27 protein-coding genes are annotated in these 16,690 nt (G+C 65.2%); 24 read left to right on the top strand and 3 right to left on the bottom strand.

The genetic code is table 11. The features are described 5' to 3' along the window. The first annotated feature begins 142 nt into the window (after positions 1-142). On the top strand, positions 143-1,738 hold the full coding sequence (locus E4341_RS10765) for a carboxylesterase/lipase family protein (protein ID WP_165117195.1): 1,596 nt from the start codon (positions 143-145) through the stop codon (positions 1,736-1,738). Here the strand turns inward: E4341_RS10765 and E4341_RS10760 are convergent. Together E4341_RS10760 and E4341_RS10755 are read right to left on the bottom strand one after the other, a co-directional pair. Next, positions 1,735-2,802, bottom strand: a complete 1,068-nt coding sequence (locus tag E4341_RS10760; RefSeq protein WP_165117193.1) for a L,D-transpeptidase family protein — start codon at positions 2,800-2,802, stop codon at positions 1,735-1,737. The two genes, E4341_RS10765 and E4341_RS10760, sit on opposite strands and share 4 nt — an antisense overlap. Before the next feature lie 38 nt (positions 2,803-2,840). After that, positions 2,841-3,002, bottom strand: a complete 162-nt coding sequence (locus E4341_RS10755; RefSeq protein WP_165117191.1) for a hypothetical protein — start codon at positions 3,000-3,002, stop codon at positions 2,841-2,843. A 149-nt stretch (positions 3,003-3,151) separates the two neighbouring features. Between E4341_RS10755 and E4341_RS10750 the strand changes: the two genes are divergently transcribed. The 3 genes from E4341_RS10750 to E4341_RS10740 all read left to right on the top strand — a co-directional run bounded on the left by E4341_RS10750 (position 3,152) and on the right by E4341_RS10740 (position 6,223). Next, entirely contained in the window at positions 3,152-4,312 is a 1,161-nt protein-coding gene (locus E4341_RS10750; RefSeq protein ID WP_165117189.1) for a GNAT family N-acetyltransferase, read from the top strand. Between the two features lie 10 nt (positions 4,313-4,322). After that, entirely contained in the window at positions 4,323-5,237 is a 915-nt protein-coding gene (locus E4341_RS10745; protein WP_165117187.1) for a transcriptional regulator, read from the top strand. A gap of 98 nt (positions 5,238-5,335) precedes the next feature. Continuing rightward, positions 5,336-6,223, top strand: coding sequence for a GIN domain-containing protein (locus E4341_RS10740; protein ID WP_165117185.1), 888 nt, complete (start codon positions 5,336-5,338; stop codon positions 6,221-6,223). Positions 6,224-6,340: 117 nt separating this feature from the next. Here E4341_RS10740 and E4341_RS10735 read toward each other — a convergent pair whose 3' ends face one another. Further along, positions 6,341-7,096, bottom strand: a complete 756-nt coding sequence (locus E4341_RS10735) for a porin (RefSeq protein ID WP_165117183.1) — start codon at positions 7,094-7,096, stop codon at positions 6,341-6,343. 590 nt (positions 7,097-7,686) lie between these two features. Between E4341_RS10735 and rpsJ the strand changes: the two genes are divergently transcribed. The 20 genes from rpsJ to rpmD are packed head-to-tail and all read left to right on the top strand — an operon-like array spanning position 7,687 to position 16,562. After that, positions 7,687-7,992 carry a 30S ribosomal protein S10 gene (gene rpsJ, locus E4341_RS10730; protein WP_003164367.1) on the top strand — a complete coding sequence of 102 codons (306 nt, stop codon included), beginning with the start codon at positions 7,687-7,689 and terminating at the stop codon, positions 7,990-7,992. 21 nt (positions 7,993-8,013) lie between these two features. Then, the gene (rplC, locus tag E4341_RS10725) at positions 8,014-8,763 is read left to right on the top strand and encodes a 50S ribosomal protein L3 (RefSeq protein WP_055753390.1); all 750 of its coding nucleotides are present in this window, start codon (positions 8,014-8,016) and stop codon (positions 8,761-8,763) included. After that, entirely contained in the window at positions 8,763-9,401 is a 639-nt protein-coding gene (rplD, locus tag E4341_RS10720; protein ID WP_017506058.1) for a 50S ribosomal protein L4, read from the top strand. The genes rplC and rplD overlap by 1 nt, the downstream gene beginning before the upstream one ends. Next, entirely contained in the window at positions 9,401-9,703 is a 303-nt protein-coding gene (locus E4341_RS10715) for a 50S ribosomal protein L23 (RefSeq protein ID WP_008260292.1), read from the top strand. Before rplD ends, E4341_RS10715 begins: the two co-directional genes overlap by 1 nt. A gap of 4 nt (positions 9,704-9,707) precedes the next feature. Continuing rightward, positions 9,708-10,544, top strand: a complete 837-nt coding sequence (gene rplB, locus E4341_RS10710; RefSeq protein WP_055753391.1) for a 50S ribosomal protein L2 — start codon at positions 9,708-9,710, stop codon at positions 10,542-10,544. A gap of 2 nt (positions 10,545-10,546) precedes the next feature. After that, positions 10,547-10,825, top strand: coding sequence for a 30S ribosomal protein S19 (gene rpsS, locus E4341_RS10705; protein ID WP_017506055.1), 279 nt, complete (start codon positions 10,547-10,549; stop codon positions 10,823-10,825). Positions 10,826-10,828: 3 nt separating this feature from the next. Continuing rightward, positions 10,829-11,209 carry a 50S ribosomal protein L22 gene (rplV, locus tag E4341_RS10700; RefSeq protein ID WP_017506054.1) on the top strand — a complete coding sequence of 127 codons (381 nt, stop codon included), beginning with the start codon at positions 10,829-10,831 and terminating at the stop codon, positions 11,207-11,209. Beyond that, positions 11,209-11,964, top strand: coding sequence for a 30S ribosomal protein S3 (gene rpsC, locus E4341_RS10695; protein ID WP_017506053.1), 756 nt, complete (start codon positions 11,209-11,211; stop codon positions 11,962-11,964). Before rplV ends, rpsC begins: the two co-directional genes overlap by 1 nt. A 3-nt stretch (positions 11,965-11,967) precedes the next feature. Continuing rightward, the gene (rplP, locus tag E4341_RS10690; RefSeq protein WP_017506052.1) at positions 11,968-12,408 is read left to right on the top strand and encodes a 50S ribosomal protein L16; all 441 of its coding nucleotides are present in this window, start codon (positions 11,968-11,970) and stop codon (positions 12,406-12,408) included. Next, positions 12,408-12,605 (top strand): 50S ribosomal protein L29, encoded by a 198-nt coding sequence (gene rpmC / locus E4341_RS10685; protein ID WP_008263673.1) that lies wholly within the window; start codon positions 12,408-12,410, stop codon positions 12,603-12,605. The genes rplP and rpmC overlap by 1 nt, the downstream gene beginning before the upstream one ends. Before the next feature lie 10 nt (positions 12,606-12,615). Continuing rightward, positions 12,616-12,858, top strand: a complete 243-nt coding sequence (gene rpsQ, locus E4341_RS10680) for a 30S ribosomal protein S17 (RefSeq protein ID WP_017506051.1) — start codon at positions 12,616-12,618, stop codon at positions 12,856-12,858. Positions 12,859-12,876: 18 nt separating this feature from the next. Then, positions 12,877-13,245, top strand: coding sequence for a 50S ribosomal protein L14 (gene rplN / locus E4341_RS10675; RefSeq protein WP_003164378.1), 369 nt, complete (start codon positions 12,877-12,879; stop codon positions 13,243-13,245). Between the two features lies 1 nt (position 13,246). Further along, on the top strand, positions 13,247-13,555 hold the full coding sequence (gene rplX, locus E4341_RS10670; protein WP_039248554.1) for a 50S ribosomal protein L24: 309 nt from the start codon (positions 13,247-13,249) through the stop codon (positions 13,553-13,555). Continuing rightward, entirely contained in the window at positions 13,555-14,115 is a 561-nt protein-coding gene (gene rplE, locus E4341_RS10665) for a 50S ribosomal protein L5 (protein ID WP_017506049.1), read from the top strand. Before rplX ends, rplE begins: the two co-directional genes overlap by 1 nt. Positions 14,116-14,134: 19 nt before the next feature. Then, positions 14,135-14,440 carry a 30S ribosomal protein S14 gene (gene rpsN / locus E4341_RS10660; protein WP_055753393.1) on the top strand — a complete coding sequence of 102 codons (306 nt, stop codon included), beginning with the start codon at positions 14,135-14,137 and terminating at the stop codon, positions 14,438-14,440. Between the two features lie 15 nt (positions 14,441-14,455). After that, on the top strand, positions 14,456-14,854 hold the full coding sequence (rpsH, locus tag E4341_RS10655; RefSeq protein WP_008262310.1) for a 30S ribosomal protein S8: 399 nt from the start codon (positions 14,456-14,458) through the stop codon (positions 14,852-14,854). A 1-nt stretch (position 14,855) separates the two neighbouring features. After that, positions 14,856-15,389, top strand: a complete 534-nt coding sequence (gene rplF, locus E4341_RS10650; RefSeq protein WP_055753394.1) for a 50S ribosomal protein L6 — start codon at positions 14,856-14,858, stop codon at positions 15,387-15,389. Between the two features lie 3 nt (positions 15,390-15,392). Further along, positions 15,393-15,749 (top strand): 50S ribosomal protein L18, encoded by a 357-nt coding sequence (rplR, locus tag E4341_RS10645; RefSeq protein WP_008259637.1) that lies wholly within the window; start codon positions 15,393-15,395, stop codon positions 15,747-15,749. A gap of 12 nt (positions 15,750-15,761) precedes the next feature. After that, positions 15,762-16,370 carry a 30S ribosomal protein S5 gene (rpsE, locus tag E4341_RS10640; RefSeq protein ID WP_055753395.1) on the top strand — a complete coding sequence of 203 codons (609 nt, stop codon included), beginning with the start codon at positions 15,762-15,764 and terminating at the stop codon, positions 16,368-16,370. 3 nt (positions 16,371-16,373) lie between these two features. Next, positions 16,374-16,562, top strand: coding sequence for a 50S ribosomal protein L30 (rpmD, locus tag E4341_RS10635; RefSeq protein WP_055753396.1), 189 nt, complete (start codon positions 16,374-16,376; stop codon positions 16,560-16,562). Positions 16,563-16,690: the final 128 nt, after the last annotated feature.

Here is a 16,690-nt window from a genome sequence, read left to right as displayed (position 1 = left end):
GCCTTCGGGCTGAAACAGTAGCGTAACAGAACGGCCCCCGGAGCAATCCGGGGGCCGTTTTGCTGTGGGGGCGACTACAGGCGCCCGCAACGGGCCTGCCGTTCGGGCGTTAGGATCGTCTGCCCAAAAGCCAAGGTCCACGATGCGTCTGATCTCGTTGCTAGCGTGCCTTGTCGCCCTGTCGGCCTGCGCCACCCATCCCGGCAAGGTCGATCAGGTCCGGTTCGCCAAGGACGCCCAGCCGGTGTTGGCGACGACCGAATCCGGGACGGTGCGCGGCGTCGATGGGGCGGGGACGCGAGCGTTCCTCGGCGTGCCGTTCGCGGCGCCGCCGGTCGGCGAACGGCGCTGGCGCGCGCCGCAGCCGGTCGCGACATGGCAAAGTGTTCGGGATGCGACGCGGATCGGTGCGGACTGCACCCAGGCGATCGGGCGACGCTCGATCCTGGGCGGCGGCGGCGGGATCGTCGTCGGGTCCGAGGACTGTCTGTATCTCAACATCTATGCGCCAGGCGGAGACGCGGCCGAGGCGCGGCCCGTGATGGTCTATATTCCGGGCGGCGCCTTCACCGTCGGGGCGGGCGCCAACTACGACCCGTCGAAACTGGCGCGCGAGCAGGGTCGGGTGGTCGTGACGATGAACTATCGGCTCGGCGCGCTGGGCTGGCTGGCGCATCCGGAGTTTCAGGCGACCGGCGAAGGCTTCGGCGGCAACTTCGGCCTGATGGATCAGCAGGCCGCGCTGAAGTGGGTGCATCGGAACATTGCGGCCTTCGGCGGCGACCCGGGCGATGTCACCCTGTTCGCCGAGAGCGCGGGCGCGTGGACGGCCTGTTACCTGATGGCGTCGCCGCAGTCGGATGGGCTGTATCAACGGGTCATCATGCAGAGCGGCGGATGTCTTGAGCCCTCGTCACTGATCAGGGCGCAGGATGCGGCCCTGTCGGGGCCAATGTTCGCCGAAAGGCTTGGCTGCACCGGCGAGGATCAGATCGCTTGCCTGAAGGCGTTGCCGGCCTGGCGGCTGTCGCGGGCGGCGTCATTGAGGGCGGGCATCAACGGGCCGGGATCGTGGGGACCGGTGCACACTGACGCCACTGTGCCGGAAAACCCGTCGGTCGCGATCCGCGAGGGGCGGTTCACGCGCGTGCCCGTGCTCGTCGGGACGAACCTCGATGAGGGGCGGCTGTTTGCCAATGAGGTGCAGGACATGGATCGCTATCAGAAGGAGACGATCTGGATGTATGGCGACCAGGGTGAGCGGGTGCTGGCGCGCTATCCAGTGGGTGAGGACGGTCCCGCCTATGCCATCGCCACCAACTTTACCGACCAGAGGTTCGCCTGTCCGTCACAGGCTTTGCGACGACTGCTGGCCCAGCATGTGCCGGTGTGGGGCTATGAGTTCGCCGATCGCGAGGCGCCGTTCGTCTTGCCCGACTGGATTGTCGGTCTGGACCTGGGGGCCTATCACGCCAGCGAACTGGCCTATGTGTTCGGCACGCGCTGGGTGTTTGCTGATCCCAAGCGGTTCACGCCGGAGCAAAAGGCGCTGTCGGAGCGGATGCAAAAGCTGTGGGCGACGTTCGGTAGTTCGGCCTTCACCGCCGAATGGCCCCGCGTCGAAGGTGCGGGGCCGGTGCGGGTGTTCAAGCCGGAGGGCGATGTGATGGACGACGGCTTCTTCGAACGCCACCACTGCGACTTCTGGGACGGGACGCCGTTCGGCGCCGTCCACTAGATAAAGCGGACGGTGACGCCCGGCTTGACCTTGTCAGCCAGCATCCAGGCGTCCCAGTTGGTCAAACGCACGCAGCCGTGCGAGGCCGTCTTGCCGACCAGATGCGGGTCCGGCGTGCCGTGGATGCCGTAGCTGGGCTTGTTCAAATCGATCCAGACGACGCCCACCGGATTGTTTGGACCGGGTTTGACGACGACCTTCATCTTGCCGTCGCCATAGCTGAGTTTCGACGGGTCGTAGGTGTAGTCCGGGTTTCGCGCCACGCCGTTGACCTTGACCGTGCCGGTCGGAGTGGGGTTGTCGCCGCTGCCGATGGTGGCCGGGAAGTAGGCGATCAGCTTGCCGTCGGCGTCGAACGCCTTGACCGAACCTTCGCTCTTGTCGACGTCGATGTGGTCCACGTCGGCGGGCAGGGGCGCGGTGTTGACGGCGGGGACAAGCAGGCCTTGGCCCACGCGGTTGAAGTCGGCGCCGGGGTTCATGGCGCGCAGCAAGGCCTCGGTGACGTGGAAGCGTTCGGCCAAGGCCTCGACGATATTGGCGTAGCCCATGTGGGCCGCCTGACCCTGAGCTTCCAGCTCCGTGGGAACGACGCCGAGGTAGGGTCCGGCGATGTCCTGCTGGGTGATGGTGTAGGTGGTGGTCACCGCGCCCGGTCCGGCGGCGGCGCGCAGTCGGCCCATCACGTCGGCGTTCAACTCGCCATTCACCGTAATGCCGTTGGCTTCCTGAAACGCCGAGATCGCCTGGCGCATGTTCGACCCCGCCAGGCCGTCGATCGCGCCGGGCGAGAAGCGAGCGCGCTCCAGAAGAACCTGGGCGCGGATCAGGGCGGGCTGCGGCGGCTGGTGGGCGGCATTTGCGGCGGCGGGCTGACCCTCTTGTGCGGCCGGCGGCGGCGCATAGGCGGTGTTTTCGATGGCGTCTCGAGAGAGCGGGCCGGTTTGGCCCACTTGCGCGGCCTCGGCCGTTTGCGCCGCTGGGGCGGCGGTGTTCTCTTCCTTCGGCGAGCAGGCGCCCAGAGAGAGAACAGCGAGTGCGGCGAGGTAGGCAGGACGGTTCATAAGAGACTTTCGAGACGGTGAGTGCAGTCGGTCGGTGTTCAGTTGGGTTCGCCGGTCGCGGGGTCGGTTTCGGTCTCGCCGGAGTTGGACGAGTCCTTCGAACCCTTGGGCTCGGTCGCCGGGCGCGGCGGCTGGCCGTCGGCGTCCGGCCGCAGGTTCTCGTTCTCGACGGCTTTGCTGTCAGGGCGTTGATCGGTCATGGTCTTCTCCTTGGGTCACTCAAACGCGCCAGGGCGACCGCGGCTCCGTCAACGCGCGTTCACCATGCCGGTGAACCCTGATGAAACGCGCGTGGGGCAGGGTGCAGTCTGGAATGGCCCTTTCCTCCGCAGGGCCTGAGAGGATGCGTATGGCCGGATTGCTGCAGGTCGAGATCGTGGATGCGGCGGCGATGGACGCCGCCGCCGTCGCCCTGTGGCGTGCGTGGACGGCTGGCAATCCCGATCTGGCCAGCCCGTATTTCCGCTGGGATTATGCCGAGATCGCCTCGCGGGTCTGCCCCGGCGCTGCGATCGCCGTGTTCCGGCGAGATGGCGAGATCGTCGGCTTCTTCCCGCATCAGCGACGCGGCGGAGCGGTGCAGCCGCTGGGCGCGCCCATGAACGACTATCACGGCGTCATCGCCCCGGCGGGCGAGACGATCACGCTGGAAGAGGTGGCGCAGCTGTTGAAAGCCAAGCGGCTGAACGTGCCCGGCTGGGTCGGCGCGGGCGAAACGGGCCACGCGCGTGAGACGGTGCAGGTGGCCATGCCCGAGGCGGGCTATGACGAGTGGTACGCCGAGCGGCGCAAGACATTCGCCAAATATTTCAAGGACAAGGAGCGGGCGCGGCGTAGCCTGGAGGCCGAACTGGGGCCGATCCGGGTGGAGCGGGGTCTCAGAGATCCTGCGCTGCTGGATCATCTGATTGCGCTGAAGGCGGCGCAGTATCGGCGCTCGGGCCTGCACGACATCTTCGCGTGCGGCTGGACGCGGGATCTGCTGCACGCGCTGATGAGCGAGCCGCGAAAAGGCTTCGGCGCCTCTATGGCGGCCATGCACGCGGGCGACAAGCTGGTGGCGATCGAGTTCTCGCTGCACGCCGGGCGGCATTACCATTTCTGGTTCCCGGCCTATGAGCCGACGCTGGCGCGGTGTTCGCCGGGCATCCTGCTGAGCATGGACACGATGCGGCTGGCGGCGGCCGAGGGTTTTCGGGTGTTCGACTTCGGCTTCGAAGGCGAGACCTACAAGAAGTATTTCGTCAACGCGCGGCAGACGGTGCGCGAAGCCGTGGTGATGCAACCCGGCGTGACCCAGGCGTTGGGCGACATCACGGTGGCGGCGTTGAACAGGGCGGGCGGACCCGGCGAGGCGGTGCGGGCGTCCCTGCGTCGGCGCTGGGCCACCATCGAAGCCTGCGAGGCGACGCCGGTCGGGCGGCTGAGGGGCGCGGCGGTCGCCGCACGGTCGGCTGTGCGGAAGGCGGCCGCCAAGAAGAAGACGCCAGCGCGCGTCGCCCACGTTTGAGGACATCGACATGACCCAACGTCGCACCCGCTATCCAGGCCCGATCGCCGAGGCCAAGACCCATGCCCACACCCTGATCGAGAAAGGGTTCGCCGAGGATGCGGCGCTGGCCGCCGTGCTGGATCGTTATCCGGCCGAACTGTTCGACATCAACCTGTATGACTACGACGACGAGGGGCAGGTGTCGTTGCGCACCGGCGCGCGCGGGCGGCTGTCGGGCGAGGAACTGCTGGAGGCGATCAAACAGGGTCGGCTGTGGGTCAATCTGCGCGGGGTCGAAACGGGCTGGCCCGAGCTGTGGGCGGCCGCCATGAAGGACTTCGCCGCAATCCAGGCGACCTATCCGGGAATGCGGGCTGTGCGAAACGCGGGGCAGTTGATCCTGTCGTCGCCCAAGGCGCGGGTGCCCTATCATTTCGACGCGGCGGGCGTGGTGCTGTTTCACCTGCGTGGGCGCAAGCGGCTGTTCGTCTATCCCGGTGACGAGGGGCATCTGCCCGAGCGAAATATGGAACAGGTGGTCGCGCGCCAGACGACCGAAGAGCTGCCTTACACGCTCGCGTTCGAACAGGATGCGCAGGTCATGGATCTGGAGCCAGGCCGCGCCCTGACCTGGCCGCTGTATGCGCCGCACCGGGTGGAGAATCTGGACCGCTTCTGCGTCAGCCTGTCGATGGATTTCCAGACCTGGCCGTCGCGGTTCCGCAACGGCGCGCTGTTCACCAATGCGGTGATCCGCAGCCGGGGCGGGCGGCCGCGCTTCACCGACGGCATGACGACGCCGGAGCTGGCGGCGCGCTGGGCCGCGTCGCTGGTGCTGAAGAAGGCGGGCGCGATGAAAAGCAAGATCGCCAACTTCGAGCGCGACTTCGAGCCGGAGATCGGCGCGGCTGACGGCGCGGGCGCGCTGAACGCGACGTCATAAGCTCGGGGCGTTAATTCGAGTTCATGACCTCGAGTTAAAATGACTTGGGCGCGGGCGGCGCGCACCTTCTCTTCACATTCGGGAAGGGAGCACCGCTCATGAAAACCGCACTGATCGCCGCCGCCGCCGTCGCCACCCTGACAGGGTTTGTCGCGGCGCCCGCTTCGGCCGCCGAGGTCGAGATCCGCAACGCCGTCGCCCGTGTGGTGGTCATCGTCGAGGATCGTCAGGATATCGGGGTCGAGATCACGCAAGGCCAGACGCGCTTGCCGGCCATCCAGGTTCGCCGCGACGGCAATGACGTGAAGATCGACGGCGGCCTGCGCCGTAACGGTATGTGGGGCGGCAACAGCGCCGTTCGCGGCTGCAACTCCGGCCGCAGTGATGCGGGCCAGCCGGGGCAGGGCGCGACCGTTGAGGTGCGCGACCTGGGGCGGATCCGCCTGGAAGACGCGCCGCTGATCGTCGTGCGCACGCCGCGCGCCGTTGACGTCAGCGCCAGCGGCGCGGTCTTCGGCTCGGTCGGACGCGGCGCGAGATCGGTCGAGTTGGACAACGGCGGCTGCGGCAACTGGAACGTGGCCAATGTGGACGGCGATCTGGAACTGGGCCTCGGGGGCTCGGGCGCGATCCGCGCGGGCACGTCTCGATCGCTGGACGCCAGCGTCGGCGGATCGGGCTCCATTTCCGCCGGAGCGACCGGAACCCTGAAAGCGGCCGTCGGCGGATCGGGCAATGTCGAGGTGGCCAGCGCCGGCGGACGCAGTGAACTGTCCATCGGCGGCTCGGGCGGTGTGAACGTGCGGCAGGGCCGAATGGACAAGCTGTCGGTCGCCATCGGCGGTTCCGGCGATGTTCGCTACGGCGGCGCCACGCGCGACCTGGACGTGGCGATCGCCGGATCGGGCAGCGTCCGCGTCGCCTCGGCCACGGGATCGGTCTCTCGCTCCGTCGTCGGATCGGGAACCTTGCAGATCGGGCAGTAAGACCCGAGCGACGAGAAGGCCCCCGGTCGTGGAACCCCGGGGGCCTTTTCCGGCCAAACAAAAAGCCCCGGCGGATCGCTCCGCCGGGGCTCTTCGTAGGGCTCAGGTCCGAGACGCTTAGAAGACGTTCAGGACGCTGGAGATGGCCGAGACGCCCAGGTTGGCGCCGGCGCGGTCACGCGCTTGCAGACCGCCGCCGAACGAGTAGCGCAGGCCGACCGACCAGGTGTCGACGTCCAGCGAATCGATGTCGGCGCGGGTGTAGGCGGCGCCCAGCGAGAACGGAGTGTTCTCGAACTCGTATTCGGCGCCCACGCCGTAGGTCCAGGCGTCGGTGTCGCCGCCCGAGAAGTCGACGTTGTTGTAGGCGACGCCGGCGTTCAGGCGCAGGTTCGGCATGACGTAGAAGGCGGCGTCGGCGCCGACGGTCCAGATGTCGGCGTCCACGTTGTCAGCGGTCGTGTAGGCGACTTGGCCTGTCAGGGTGGCGTTCGACAGATACTTCTGCGCTTCGGCGCCCACGGTCCAGATCGGCTCGTTGCCGCTGCCGATGCCGTTGGCGGCGACGAAGGCGCCGGCGCGAACGTCGGAGGACCACATCTTGGTCAGGTGCGCGGCGGCGGCGCCGGTGACGTCTTCTTCGCCAAAGGCCTTGGTGTAGTCGATCGCGCCGTTCAGCGTCACGGTCCAGTCCTGGGCCGGCAGGGCGACCGAGCCGTCAACGGTCCAGACGTCGGCGTCAACGTCGTCGCCGGCGACTTCGATCGACGGGTTGGAATAGGTCACGCCGACCGAACCGATGGCGTCTTGGGCGAAGGCCGGGGCGGCGAACAGGGCGGCGGCGGCGGCGGTGGCGAGGAGGATCGTCTTCATTTTTCTTTTGTCCTTAGCAGTCTGCACCCGGATGGGGGTCCGGGGAGGGGCGCTGCTATCAGCCTAAGACGAAGCGGAGCAATAAACCGACGTTCGATTGGCCTGGGATGGCAAGGTTGTTGCGCAACAGCCACGCGTTGCGGCCAGAATGTGTCACGACTTGGCGATCTGTGGGGCAAGTCGTTAACCGCGCGCCGCAGTCGCGCTCATGCACTATAAAGAGGGCGTGCAACGCCGCCGACGTCGCCGCCGTATGTGTCGTCGCGCCGTGCGCAGCCCTCGGCGAAGACCGCGTCGAAATCCTGTGTCAGCCCGGGTTTGCGCGCTTGACGAAATCAGAATCGATAGGCATAAGCCACCACTCTTGTTGGACCGGCTGTGCAGTTCGCTGCAAACGCGGTTCGCAAGAACGACCTAAGTCACTGTTCTTTGCAGCTTCTTGGGATATCAACGGCCTTCGCGGGCAACTGCGTGGGCCGATCGTTTTTGCGGATTTGCGTTCCCTGAGGGCTTTTTGCCCGAAGGCCTTCGGTCTTTGAAATGGTTCACAGGGACGCGGTCCTCCGACCGCATTGGAAGTAAGCACCGATATGGATCAAAGCATCCGCATCAGGCTCAAGGCCTTTGATCACCGCGTCCTCGATTTTTCGACGCGCGAGATCGTTAATACCGCCAAGCGCACCGGCGCGACCGTTCGCGGTCCGATTCCGCTGCCGACCCTGATCGAGAAGTTCACCGTGAACCGCTCTCCGCACGTCGATAAGAAGTCGCGTGAGCAGTTTGAAATCCGCACGCACAAACGCGTGCTCGACATCGTCGACCCCACCCCGCAGACCGTGGACGCGCTCATGAAGCTCGACCTGTCCGCCGGCGTGGACGTCGAGATCAAGATTTAAAGTAGAAAGAGGCGGGATCCGATGCGCACGGGCGTGATCGCCAAGAAGCTGGGCATGACCCGCGTGTTCGCCGATGACGGCGCGCACGTACCGGTCACTGTGCTGCAGCTCGACGGCTGCCAAGTCGTCGGCCAACGTACCCAGGAGCGTGACGGCTACGTCGCTCTCCAGCTGGGCGCTGGCACGAAGAAGGCTAAGAACACCAACAAGGCTCAACGCGAGACCTTCGCCAAGGCGGAAGTCGAACCGAAAGCCTATGTGACCGAGTTCCGCGTCGATGCGGACGGTCTGCTGGACGTGGGCGCCGAACTGTCGGCCGAACACTTCCTGGTGGGCCAGAAGGTCGACATCCAGGGTGAGACCATCGGTAAGGGTTTCGCCGGCGCCATGAAGCGCTGGAACTTCGGCGGCCTTCGCGCCACCCACGGCGTTTCGGTCTCGCACCGTTCGCACGGTTCGACGGGTAACCGTCAGGACCCGGGTCGCACGTTCCCCGGCAAGAAGATGGCCGGCCACTACGGCACCGAAACCGTCACCACCCAGAACCTGACCGTCGTCCGCGTGGACGCCGAGCGTGGCCTGATCCTGATCAAGGGCGCTGTCCCCGGTCACGACGGCAGCTACGTCAAGGTTCGCGACGCCATCAAGAAGGCTCGCCCGGCCGACGCTCCGTTCCCCGGTGCGCTGAAGTCGAGCAAGTCTGCTGCTCAACCCGCCTCGACCCCGGCTGAAGAAGCCCCTGTCGAAGCGACCGAAGGCGGTGAAGCGTAATGAAACTCTCTGTCATCCAACTCGACGGCAAGGCTGCTGGCGACGTGGAACTGTCGGACGCCGTCTTCGGCATCTCCGACATCCGCGGCGACATCCTGGCCCGCACCGTCAACTGGCAACTGGCCAAGCGCCGCGCCGGTACGCACAAGGTTCAAACCCGCAACGAGAACTCTCGTACGGGTAAGAAGATGTACAAGCAAAAGGGCACCGGCGGCGCTCGTCACGGTTCGCGCCGTGCACCGCAGTTCGTCGGCGGTTCGCGCGCCTTCGGCCCGATCGTTCGCGATCACGGCTTCTCGCTGCCGAAGAAGATCCGCGCCCTGGCTCTGCGTCACGCCCTGTCCTCCAAGGCCAAGTCGGGCGACCTGATCGTGGTCGACACCGTCTCGGTGAAGGAAGCCAAGACCGCTTCGCTGCGCGAAACGCTCGGCAAGCTGGGCTGGACCAAGGCGCTCATCATCGCGGGTCCCGAAGTCGATACGAACTTCGGCCTGGCCGCACGCAACATCCCGCACATCGACGTGCTGCCGAACGCCGGCCTGAACGTCTATGACATCCTGCGGGCTGACAAGCTGGTGCTGACGAAGGCCGCCATCGAGGCCATCGAAGCCCGCTTCAGCGATAAGGAAGCCGCGTAATGGCCGCTCAACCTACCGCCAAGCACTACGACACCATCCTGGCCCCGGTGATCACCGAAAAGGCCACGATCCTGTCCGAGCAGAACAAGGTCGTCTTCCGCGTCGCCGACACGGCGACCAAGGACGAGATCGCCGCCGCGGTCGAAAGCCTGTTCAAAGTCAACGTCCTGAAGGTCAACACCCTGGTTCAAAAGGGCAAGACCAAGCGCTTCCGGGGTATCCTGGGTCGCCGGGTCGACATCAAAAAAGCGATCGTGACGCTGGCTGACGGCCAGTCGATCGACGTCACCACGGGGCTCTGATCAGATGGCCTTGAAACATTACAATCCGACCTCGCCGGGCCGTCGCGCCCTCGTGCTGGTTGACCGTTCGGAACTCCACAAGGGCCGTCCGGAAAAGTCGCTGACCGAAGGCCTGACCAAGTCGGGCGGGCGCGGGCAGGGCGGTCGCATCGCGGTCCGCTTCCGCGGCGGCGGCGCCAAGACCCTGTACCGCAAGATCGACTTCAAGCGTCGCAAGTGGGACATGGTCGGCACGGTCGAGCGTCTGGAATACGATCCGAACCGCACGGCCTTCATCGCGCTCGTGACCTACGAGGACGGCGAAAAGACCTACATCATCGCGCCGCAACGCCTTAAGGCGGGCGACACGATCGTGGCGGGCGAAAAGACCGACGTGAAGCCGGGCAACGCCATGCCGCTACGTTCGATGCCGGTGGGTACGATCATCCACAACATCGAAATGAAGCCGGGCAAGGGCGCCCAGCTGGCCCGTTCGGCTGGCGCCTACGCCCAACTGGTCGGTCGCGATCAGGGCTATGCCCAGATCCGTCTCGGCTCGGGCGAACTGCGCATGGTCCTGGACGGCTGCATCGCCACGGTGGGCGCGGTTTCGAACCCCGACCACATGAACCAGAACCTGGGCAAGGCCGGTCGTAAGCGTCACATGGGCTGGCGTCCGCACGTTCGCGGCGTCGCCATGAACCCGATCGACCACCCGCATGGTGGTGGTGAAGGCCGGACCTCTGGTGGTCGTACCCCCGTCACGCCGTGGGGTAAGGACACCAAGGGCACTCGTACCCGCAAGAACAAGGCTACGGACAAGTATATCATCCGTACCCGCCACGTTAAGAAGGCTCGCTAAGAATGGCCCGCTCCTCCTGGAAAGGCCCGTTTGTCGACGGGTATCTGCTCAAGAAGGCCGACGCCGTTCAATCGTCGGGCCGCAAGGACGTGATCAAGACCTGGTCGCGCCGCTCCACCATCCTGCCGCAGTTCGTCGGTCTGACGTTCGGCGTCCATAACGGTCAGAAGCACGTGCCCGTGTCGGTCTCGGAAGAGATGGTCGGCATGAAGCTCGGCGAGTTTGCCCCGACCCGGAACTTCCCGGGTCACGCGGCGGACAAGAAGGCCAAAAGGAAGTAACTGATGGCCCAGACAAAAAACGAGCGTCGGGTCGCCCCGACCGAGGCCCGCGCCAAGCTGGTCAACGTGCGTATCAGCCCGCAAAAGCTGAACCTGGTCGCCGCTTCGATCCGCGGCATGCCGGTCCAGAAGGCGCTGAACGAGCTGGAATTCAGCCGTAAGCGCATCGCTGGCGACGTCCGCAAGGTCCTGTATTCGGCGATCTCGAACGCCGAGAACAACCACAACCTCGACATCGACAATCTCGTCGTCGCCGAGGCCTTCGTGGGCAAGAACCTGGTGATGAAGCGTTTCGCGAGCCGTGCTCGCGGTCGTTCGTCGCGCATCCTGAAACCGTTCAGCGAGATCACCATCGTGGTCCGTGAAGCCGGCGAGGCCGCCTGATGGGACAGAAAATCAATCCGGTCGGTCTGCGCCTCGGCGTGAACCGCACGTGGGACAGCCGCTGGTTCGCCGCCGGCGCCGACTACTCCCGCCTGCTGCACCAGGACCTGAAGCTGCGCGAGTGGCTGCGGGAACGCCTGGCCGCCGCCGGCGTGTCGCGCATCATCATCGAGCGCCCGCACAAGAAGTGCCGCATCACCATCTACGCCGCCCGTCCGGGCGTCGTGATCGGCAAGAAGGGCGCTGACATCGAGAAGCTCCGCAAGGACATCTCGGCGCGCACCGAGGGTGAAGTTCACCTGAACATCATCGAAGTCCGCAAGCCGGAAACCGATGCGCAGCTGATCGCCGAGAACATCGCGCAGCAGCTGGAGCGCCGCGTGGCCTTCCGTCGCGCCATGAAGCGTTCGATGCAGTCGGCCATGCGTCTGGGCGCCAAGGGCATTCGTATGAATGTCTCGGGTCGTCTGGGCGGCGCCGAAATCGCACGTATGGAATGGTACCGCGAAGGTCGCGTGCCGCTTCACACGCTGCGCGCCGACATCGACTATGGTTTCTACGAAGCCAAGACGACCTACGGCATCATCGGCGTGAAGGTCTGGGTCTTTAAGGGTGAAGTGCTGGAGCACGATCCCATGGCGCAGGACAAGCGTTGGGCCCAGGAAGCTTCGGGTCCGTCCTCGAACGAAGGCCGCGAACGCGGCGGCCCCCGTGGCGACCGCGGTCCGCGTCGCGACCGGGGACGTGAGAACTAAGTCATGTTGCAACCGAAGAAGACCAAATACCGCAAGGCCTTCAAGGGCCGGATCCATGGCTCGGCCAAGGGCGGTTTCTCGCTGAACTTCGGGTCGTATGGCCTGAAGACGCTGGAGCCGGAACGCATCACCGCGCGTCAGATCGAAGCGGCTCGCCGCGCGATCACTCGCCAGATGAAGCGTCAGGGCCGCGTCTGGATCCGCGTCTTCCCCGACCTGCCCGTCACGGGCAAGCCGGCCGAAGTCCGGATGGGTAAGGGCAAGGGCGCCGTGGACCACTGGGCCGCGCGTTGCCACCCGGGCCGTATCCTGTTTGAAATCGACGGCGTGCCGGACGATGTCGCCCGCGAAGCACTCCGTCTCGGCGCCGCCAAGCTGCCGGTCCGCACCAAGGTCGTGACCCGTATCGACGCCGGCGTCGCGCATGTGGAGGCTGCCGCCTAATGACCAAGATCGCCGATCTGCGGTCGCAAACGACCGACCAACTGTCCGACGAGCTGCTGAAGCTCAAGAAGGAACAGTTCAACCTGCGCTTCCAGGCGGCCACCGGCCAAATGGAAAAGACTCACCGCGTTGGTGAAGTCCGCAAAGACATCGCTCGCATCTCGACGCTTCTGCGCGAGAAGCGTGCGGCCTCGTAAGGAAACGAATATGCCCAAGCGAATTCTTGAAGGCGTGGTCGTGTCCGACAAGGGCGAGAAGACTGTCGTTGTGAAGGTGGAGCGCACCCTGCTTCACCCGCTTCTGAAGAAGACCGTCCGGTCGTCCAAGAAGTACCACGCGCACGACGAAGCCAACGCGCTCAAGGTCGGCGACATCGCTCGCATCGTCGAGTGCGCCCCCAAGTCCAAACTGAAGCGCTGGGAAGTCCTTTCCAACGCCTCCGCCTCGTAATCAGAAGGATCTGATCTTATGATCCAGATGCAAACTAACCTGGAAGTGGCCGATAATTCGGGCGCCCGCCGGGTCATGTGCATCAAGGTGTTGGGCGGCTCCAAGCGCCGCTACGCCTCGATCGGCGACACAATCGTCGCCTCCGTGAAGGAAGCCATCCCGCGCGGCCGTGTGAAGAAGGGCGACGTCGTTCGCGCCATCGTCGTGCGCACCGCCAAGGACATCCAACGCAAGGACGGCTCGGTCATCCGCTTTGACAAGTCGGCCGCCGTCATCGTCAACAAGCAGAACGAGCCTGTCGGCACGCGGATCTTCGGCCCGGTTCCTCGCGAACTGCGCGCCAAGAACCACATGAAGATCATCTCGCTGGCTCCGGAGGTCCTGTAACATGGCCGCCAAGATCAAGAAGGGCGACCGCGTCGTCGTCCTCACCGGCAAGGACAAGGGCCGCACGGGCAACGTGCTGAAGGTCCTGCCCACCGAAAACCGCGTCCTCGTCGAAGGCGTCAACATGGTTCAGCGCCACACGCGCCCGAGCCAGGCTGACCCGCAGGGCGGCATCAAGAACAAGGAAGCCTCGCTTCACCTGTCGAACGTCGCGATCGCCGACGCCAACGGCAAGGCGACGCGCGTCGGCTTCAAGATCGATGGGGACAAGAAGGTCCGCATCGCCAAGACGACGGGAGACGTCATCTGATGGCTACCGAAAAGTACACCCCGCGCCTCAAGGACGAGTATCACGCTCGCATCCGCCAGGTGATGAAAGAAAAGTTCGGCTACACGAACGAAATGCAGGTGCCCAAGCTGGACAAGATCGTCCTGAACATGGGCATCGGCGAAGCCGTCGCGGACTCCAAGAAGGCGAACACCGCCCTCAAGGATCTGACCGCCATTGCCGGTCAGAAGGCCGTCGCCACCAAGGCCCGTAACTCCATCGCCGGCTTCAAGCTGCGCGAAGGCATGGTCATCGGCGGCAAGGTCACCCTGCGCGGCGACCAGATGTACGAGTTCCTGGACCGGTTCATCACGATCGCGCTGCCGCGCGTGAAGGATTTCCGTGGTCTGAAGGGCACGTCTTTCGATGGTCGCGGCAACTACGCCACGGGTCTGAAGGAGCACATCGTGTTCCCGGAGATCAACTACGACCAGATCGATCAGATGTGGGGCATGGACATTGTCGTCTGCACCACGGCCAAGACCGATGAGGAAGCCAAGGCTCTCCTCACCGAGTTCAAGTTCCCGTTCGTGAAGAACTGAGCGGGAAGGGAAGAGCACAATGGCTAAGAAAAGCGCCGTAAACCGCAATGAAGCCGTCAAGGCCCTGGTTGCGAAGTATGCCGCGAAGCGGGCCGCCTTGAAGGCGACCGCCAACGACGAAAACCTGCCGCTGGAGGAGCGCTTCGACGCGCGCCTGAAGCTGGCCGAACTGCCGCGCAACTCCGCGCCGAGCCGCATTCGCAACCGCTGCGAAGTGACGGGTCGTCCGCGGGCGTTCTACCGCAAGCTCAAGATGAGCCGGATTGCGCTGCGTGAACTGGGCAACCTGGGCCAGATTCCCGGCCTGACGAAGTCCAGCTGGTAAGGGGAGCGAACAGACATGATGATCAACGATCCCCTGAGCGACATGATCGCTCGCATCAAGAACGCGGCGACCCGCAAGCGTTCCAAGGTGCTGACCCCGGCTTCCCGCCTGCGCCAGCGCGTCCTCGACGTGCTGCAAGACGAGGGCTACATCCGCGGCTACAACCTGGTTCAGAACCCGGGTGAGTTTCCGCAGTTCGAGATCGAGCTGAAGTACTTCGACGGTCAGCCCGTCATCGCCGAGATTGCGCGCGTGTCCAAGCCGGGCCGCCGCGTCTATTCGGCGATCGGCGATCTGAAGCCCGTCAAGAACGGCCTCGGCATCTCGATCCTCTCGACTTCGAAGGGCGTCATGTCCGACGCTTCAGCCCGCGACGCTAACGTCGGCGGCGAAGTCCTCTGCAGGGTCTACTGATATGTCCCGTATTGGCAAGAAAACCATCGCCGTGCCGAAGGGCGTGACTGTCACGCTCGACGGCCAGAACGTCACCGTCAAGGGACCCAAGGGCGAGAGCGCCTGGACCGTCGCCGACGAGATCGAAGTCAAGCAGGAAGGCGACGAACTGTCGCTGACGCCGCGTTCGGACACGCCTCGCGCTCGCGCGATGTGGGGTCTGTCGCGCACCCTGGTCGACAACATGGTCGTCGGCGTCACCACGGGCTTTGAAAAGTCGCTGGAGCTGGTCGGCGTGGGTTACCGCGCCGCGATGAAGGGCGACGCCCTTTCGCTGCAACTCGGCTTCTCGCACGAAGTCGATATCGCTCCGCCGGCCGGCGTCAGCTTCGCTGTGCCGAAGCAGACCGAGATCAAGATCTCGGGCGCTGACAAGCAAGCCGTCGGTCAGATCGCCTCGGTCATCCGCAAGCTGCGTCCGCCGGAGCCCTACAAGGGCAAGGGCGTCCGTTACGCGGGCGAGAAGGTCCGTCGCAAGGAAGGCAAGAAGAAGTAAGTCATGGCTCTTTCTCTTCGACAACAAGCCAAGCGTCGCTCGGAGCGCACGCGCCGCCGCCTGAAGGCTGTCGCCAACGGTCGTCTGCGTCTGTCGGTCTACCGTTCGGACAAGAACATCTCGGCCCAGATCATCGACGACGCCCAGGGCGTGACCGTCGTGGCTGCCTCGTCGCTGGAAGGCGGCAAGGGCAAGCGCGGTTCGGACACGGCTGCTGCCGCCGCGATCGGCAAGCTGATCGCCGAACGCGCCATCGAGAAGGGCGTCAAGGACGTCGTCTTCGACCGTGGCGAGTACATCTATCATGGACGGGTGAAGGCGCTGGCGGAAGCCGCGCGTGAAGCCGGCCTGAACTTCTAAGGGACGCGACAGATGGCGCAACAACCCCAACGCGGCGGCGGCGGCAACGATCGCAACCGTCGTGACAACCGCAACGGTCCCGCTGCTGATGGTCCGGATTCCGACATCGTCGAGAAGCTGGTGCACATCAACCGCGTCGCCGCCACCGTCAAAGGCGGCCGTCGCTTCAGCTTCGCAGCCCTGATGGTCGTCGGCGACGGCAAGGGTCGCGTCGGCTTCGGTCACGGCAAGGCGCGCGAAGTGCCGGAAGCCATCCGCAAGGCGACTGAAGAAGCCAAGAAGACGATGATCCGCGTTCCGCTGCGCGAGAACCGCACGCTGCATCACGACGGCAACGGCCGTTGGGGCGCCGGCAAGATCATGATGCGCGCCGCCCCTCCCGGGACCGGCGTCATCGCGGGCGGTCCGATGCGCGCCGTGCTCGAAACCCTCGGCGTCCAGGACGTCGTGGGCAAGTCGACCGGTTCGTCGAACCCCTACAACATGATCCGCGCGACGTTCGAAGCGCTGAAGGTCCAGTCCTCGCCCCGTCAAGTCGCGTCCAAGCGCGGCAAGAAGGTCGCGGATCTGATGGGCCGCCGCAACGACGGCGCCTCGGCGCCCGAAGCCGTGGAGTCCTAAGTCATGGCTGAGAAGAAAACGCTCACCGTCAAGCAGACCGGTTCGCCGATCCGCCGCAAGAACGACCAGCGCGCCACCTTGGTGGGCCTGGGCCTGAACCGTCTGGGTCGTGAATCGACCCTGGAAGACACGCCTTCGGTTCGCGGGATGATCGCCAAGGTCGCCCACCTGACCGAGATCGTCGAAAAGTAAGCCGTTTCGCCCTCTCCCGGACCTGGGGGAGGGCGTTTCTGCACTTGCGAATACCCAGAGGGTCGCCTATCAGCGGCCCTTCATTTTTTCCAAGCCGAGTCCGGACCATGTCCGGGCGCTAGCACCCG

It is taken from the genome of Brevundimonas sp. 'scallop', from assembly GCF_011045535.1.
Lineage (GTDB): Bacteria > Pseudomonadota > Alphaproteobacteria > Caulobacterales > Caulobacteraceae > Brevundimonas > Brevundimonas vesicularis.
This window is presented reverse-complemented; position numbering and strand designations above follow the sequence as displayed.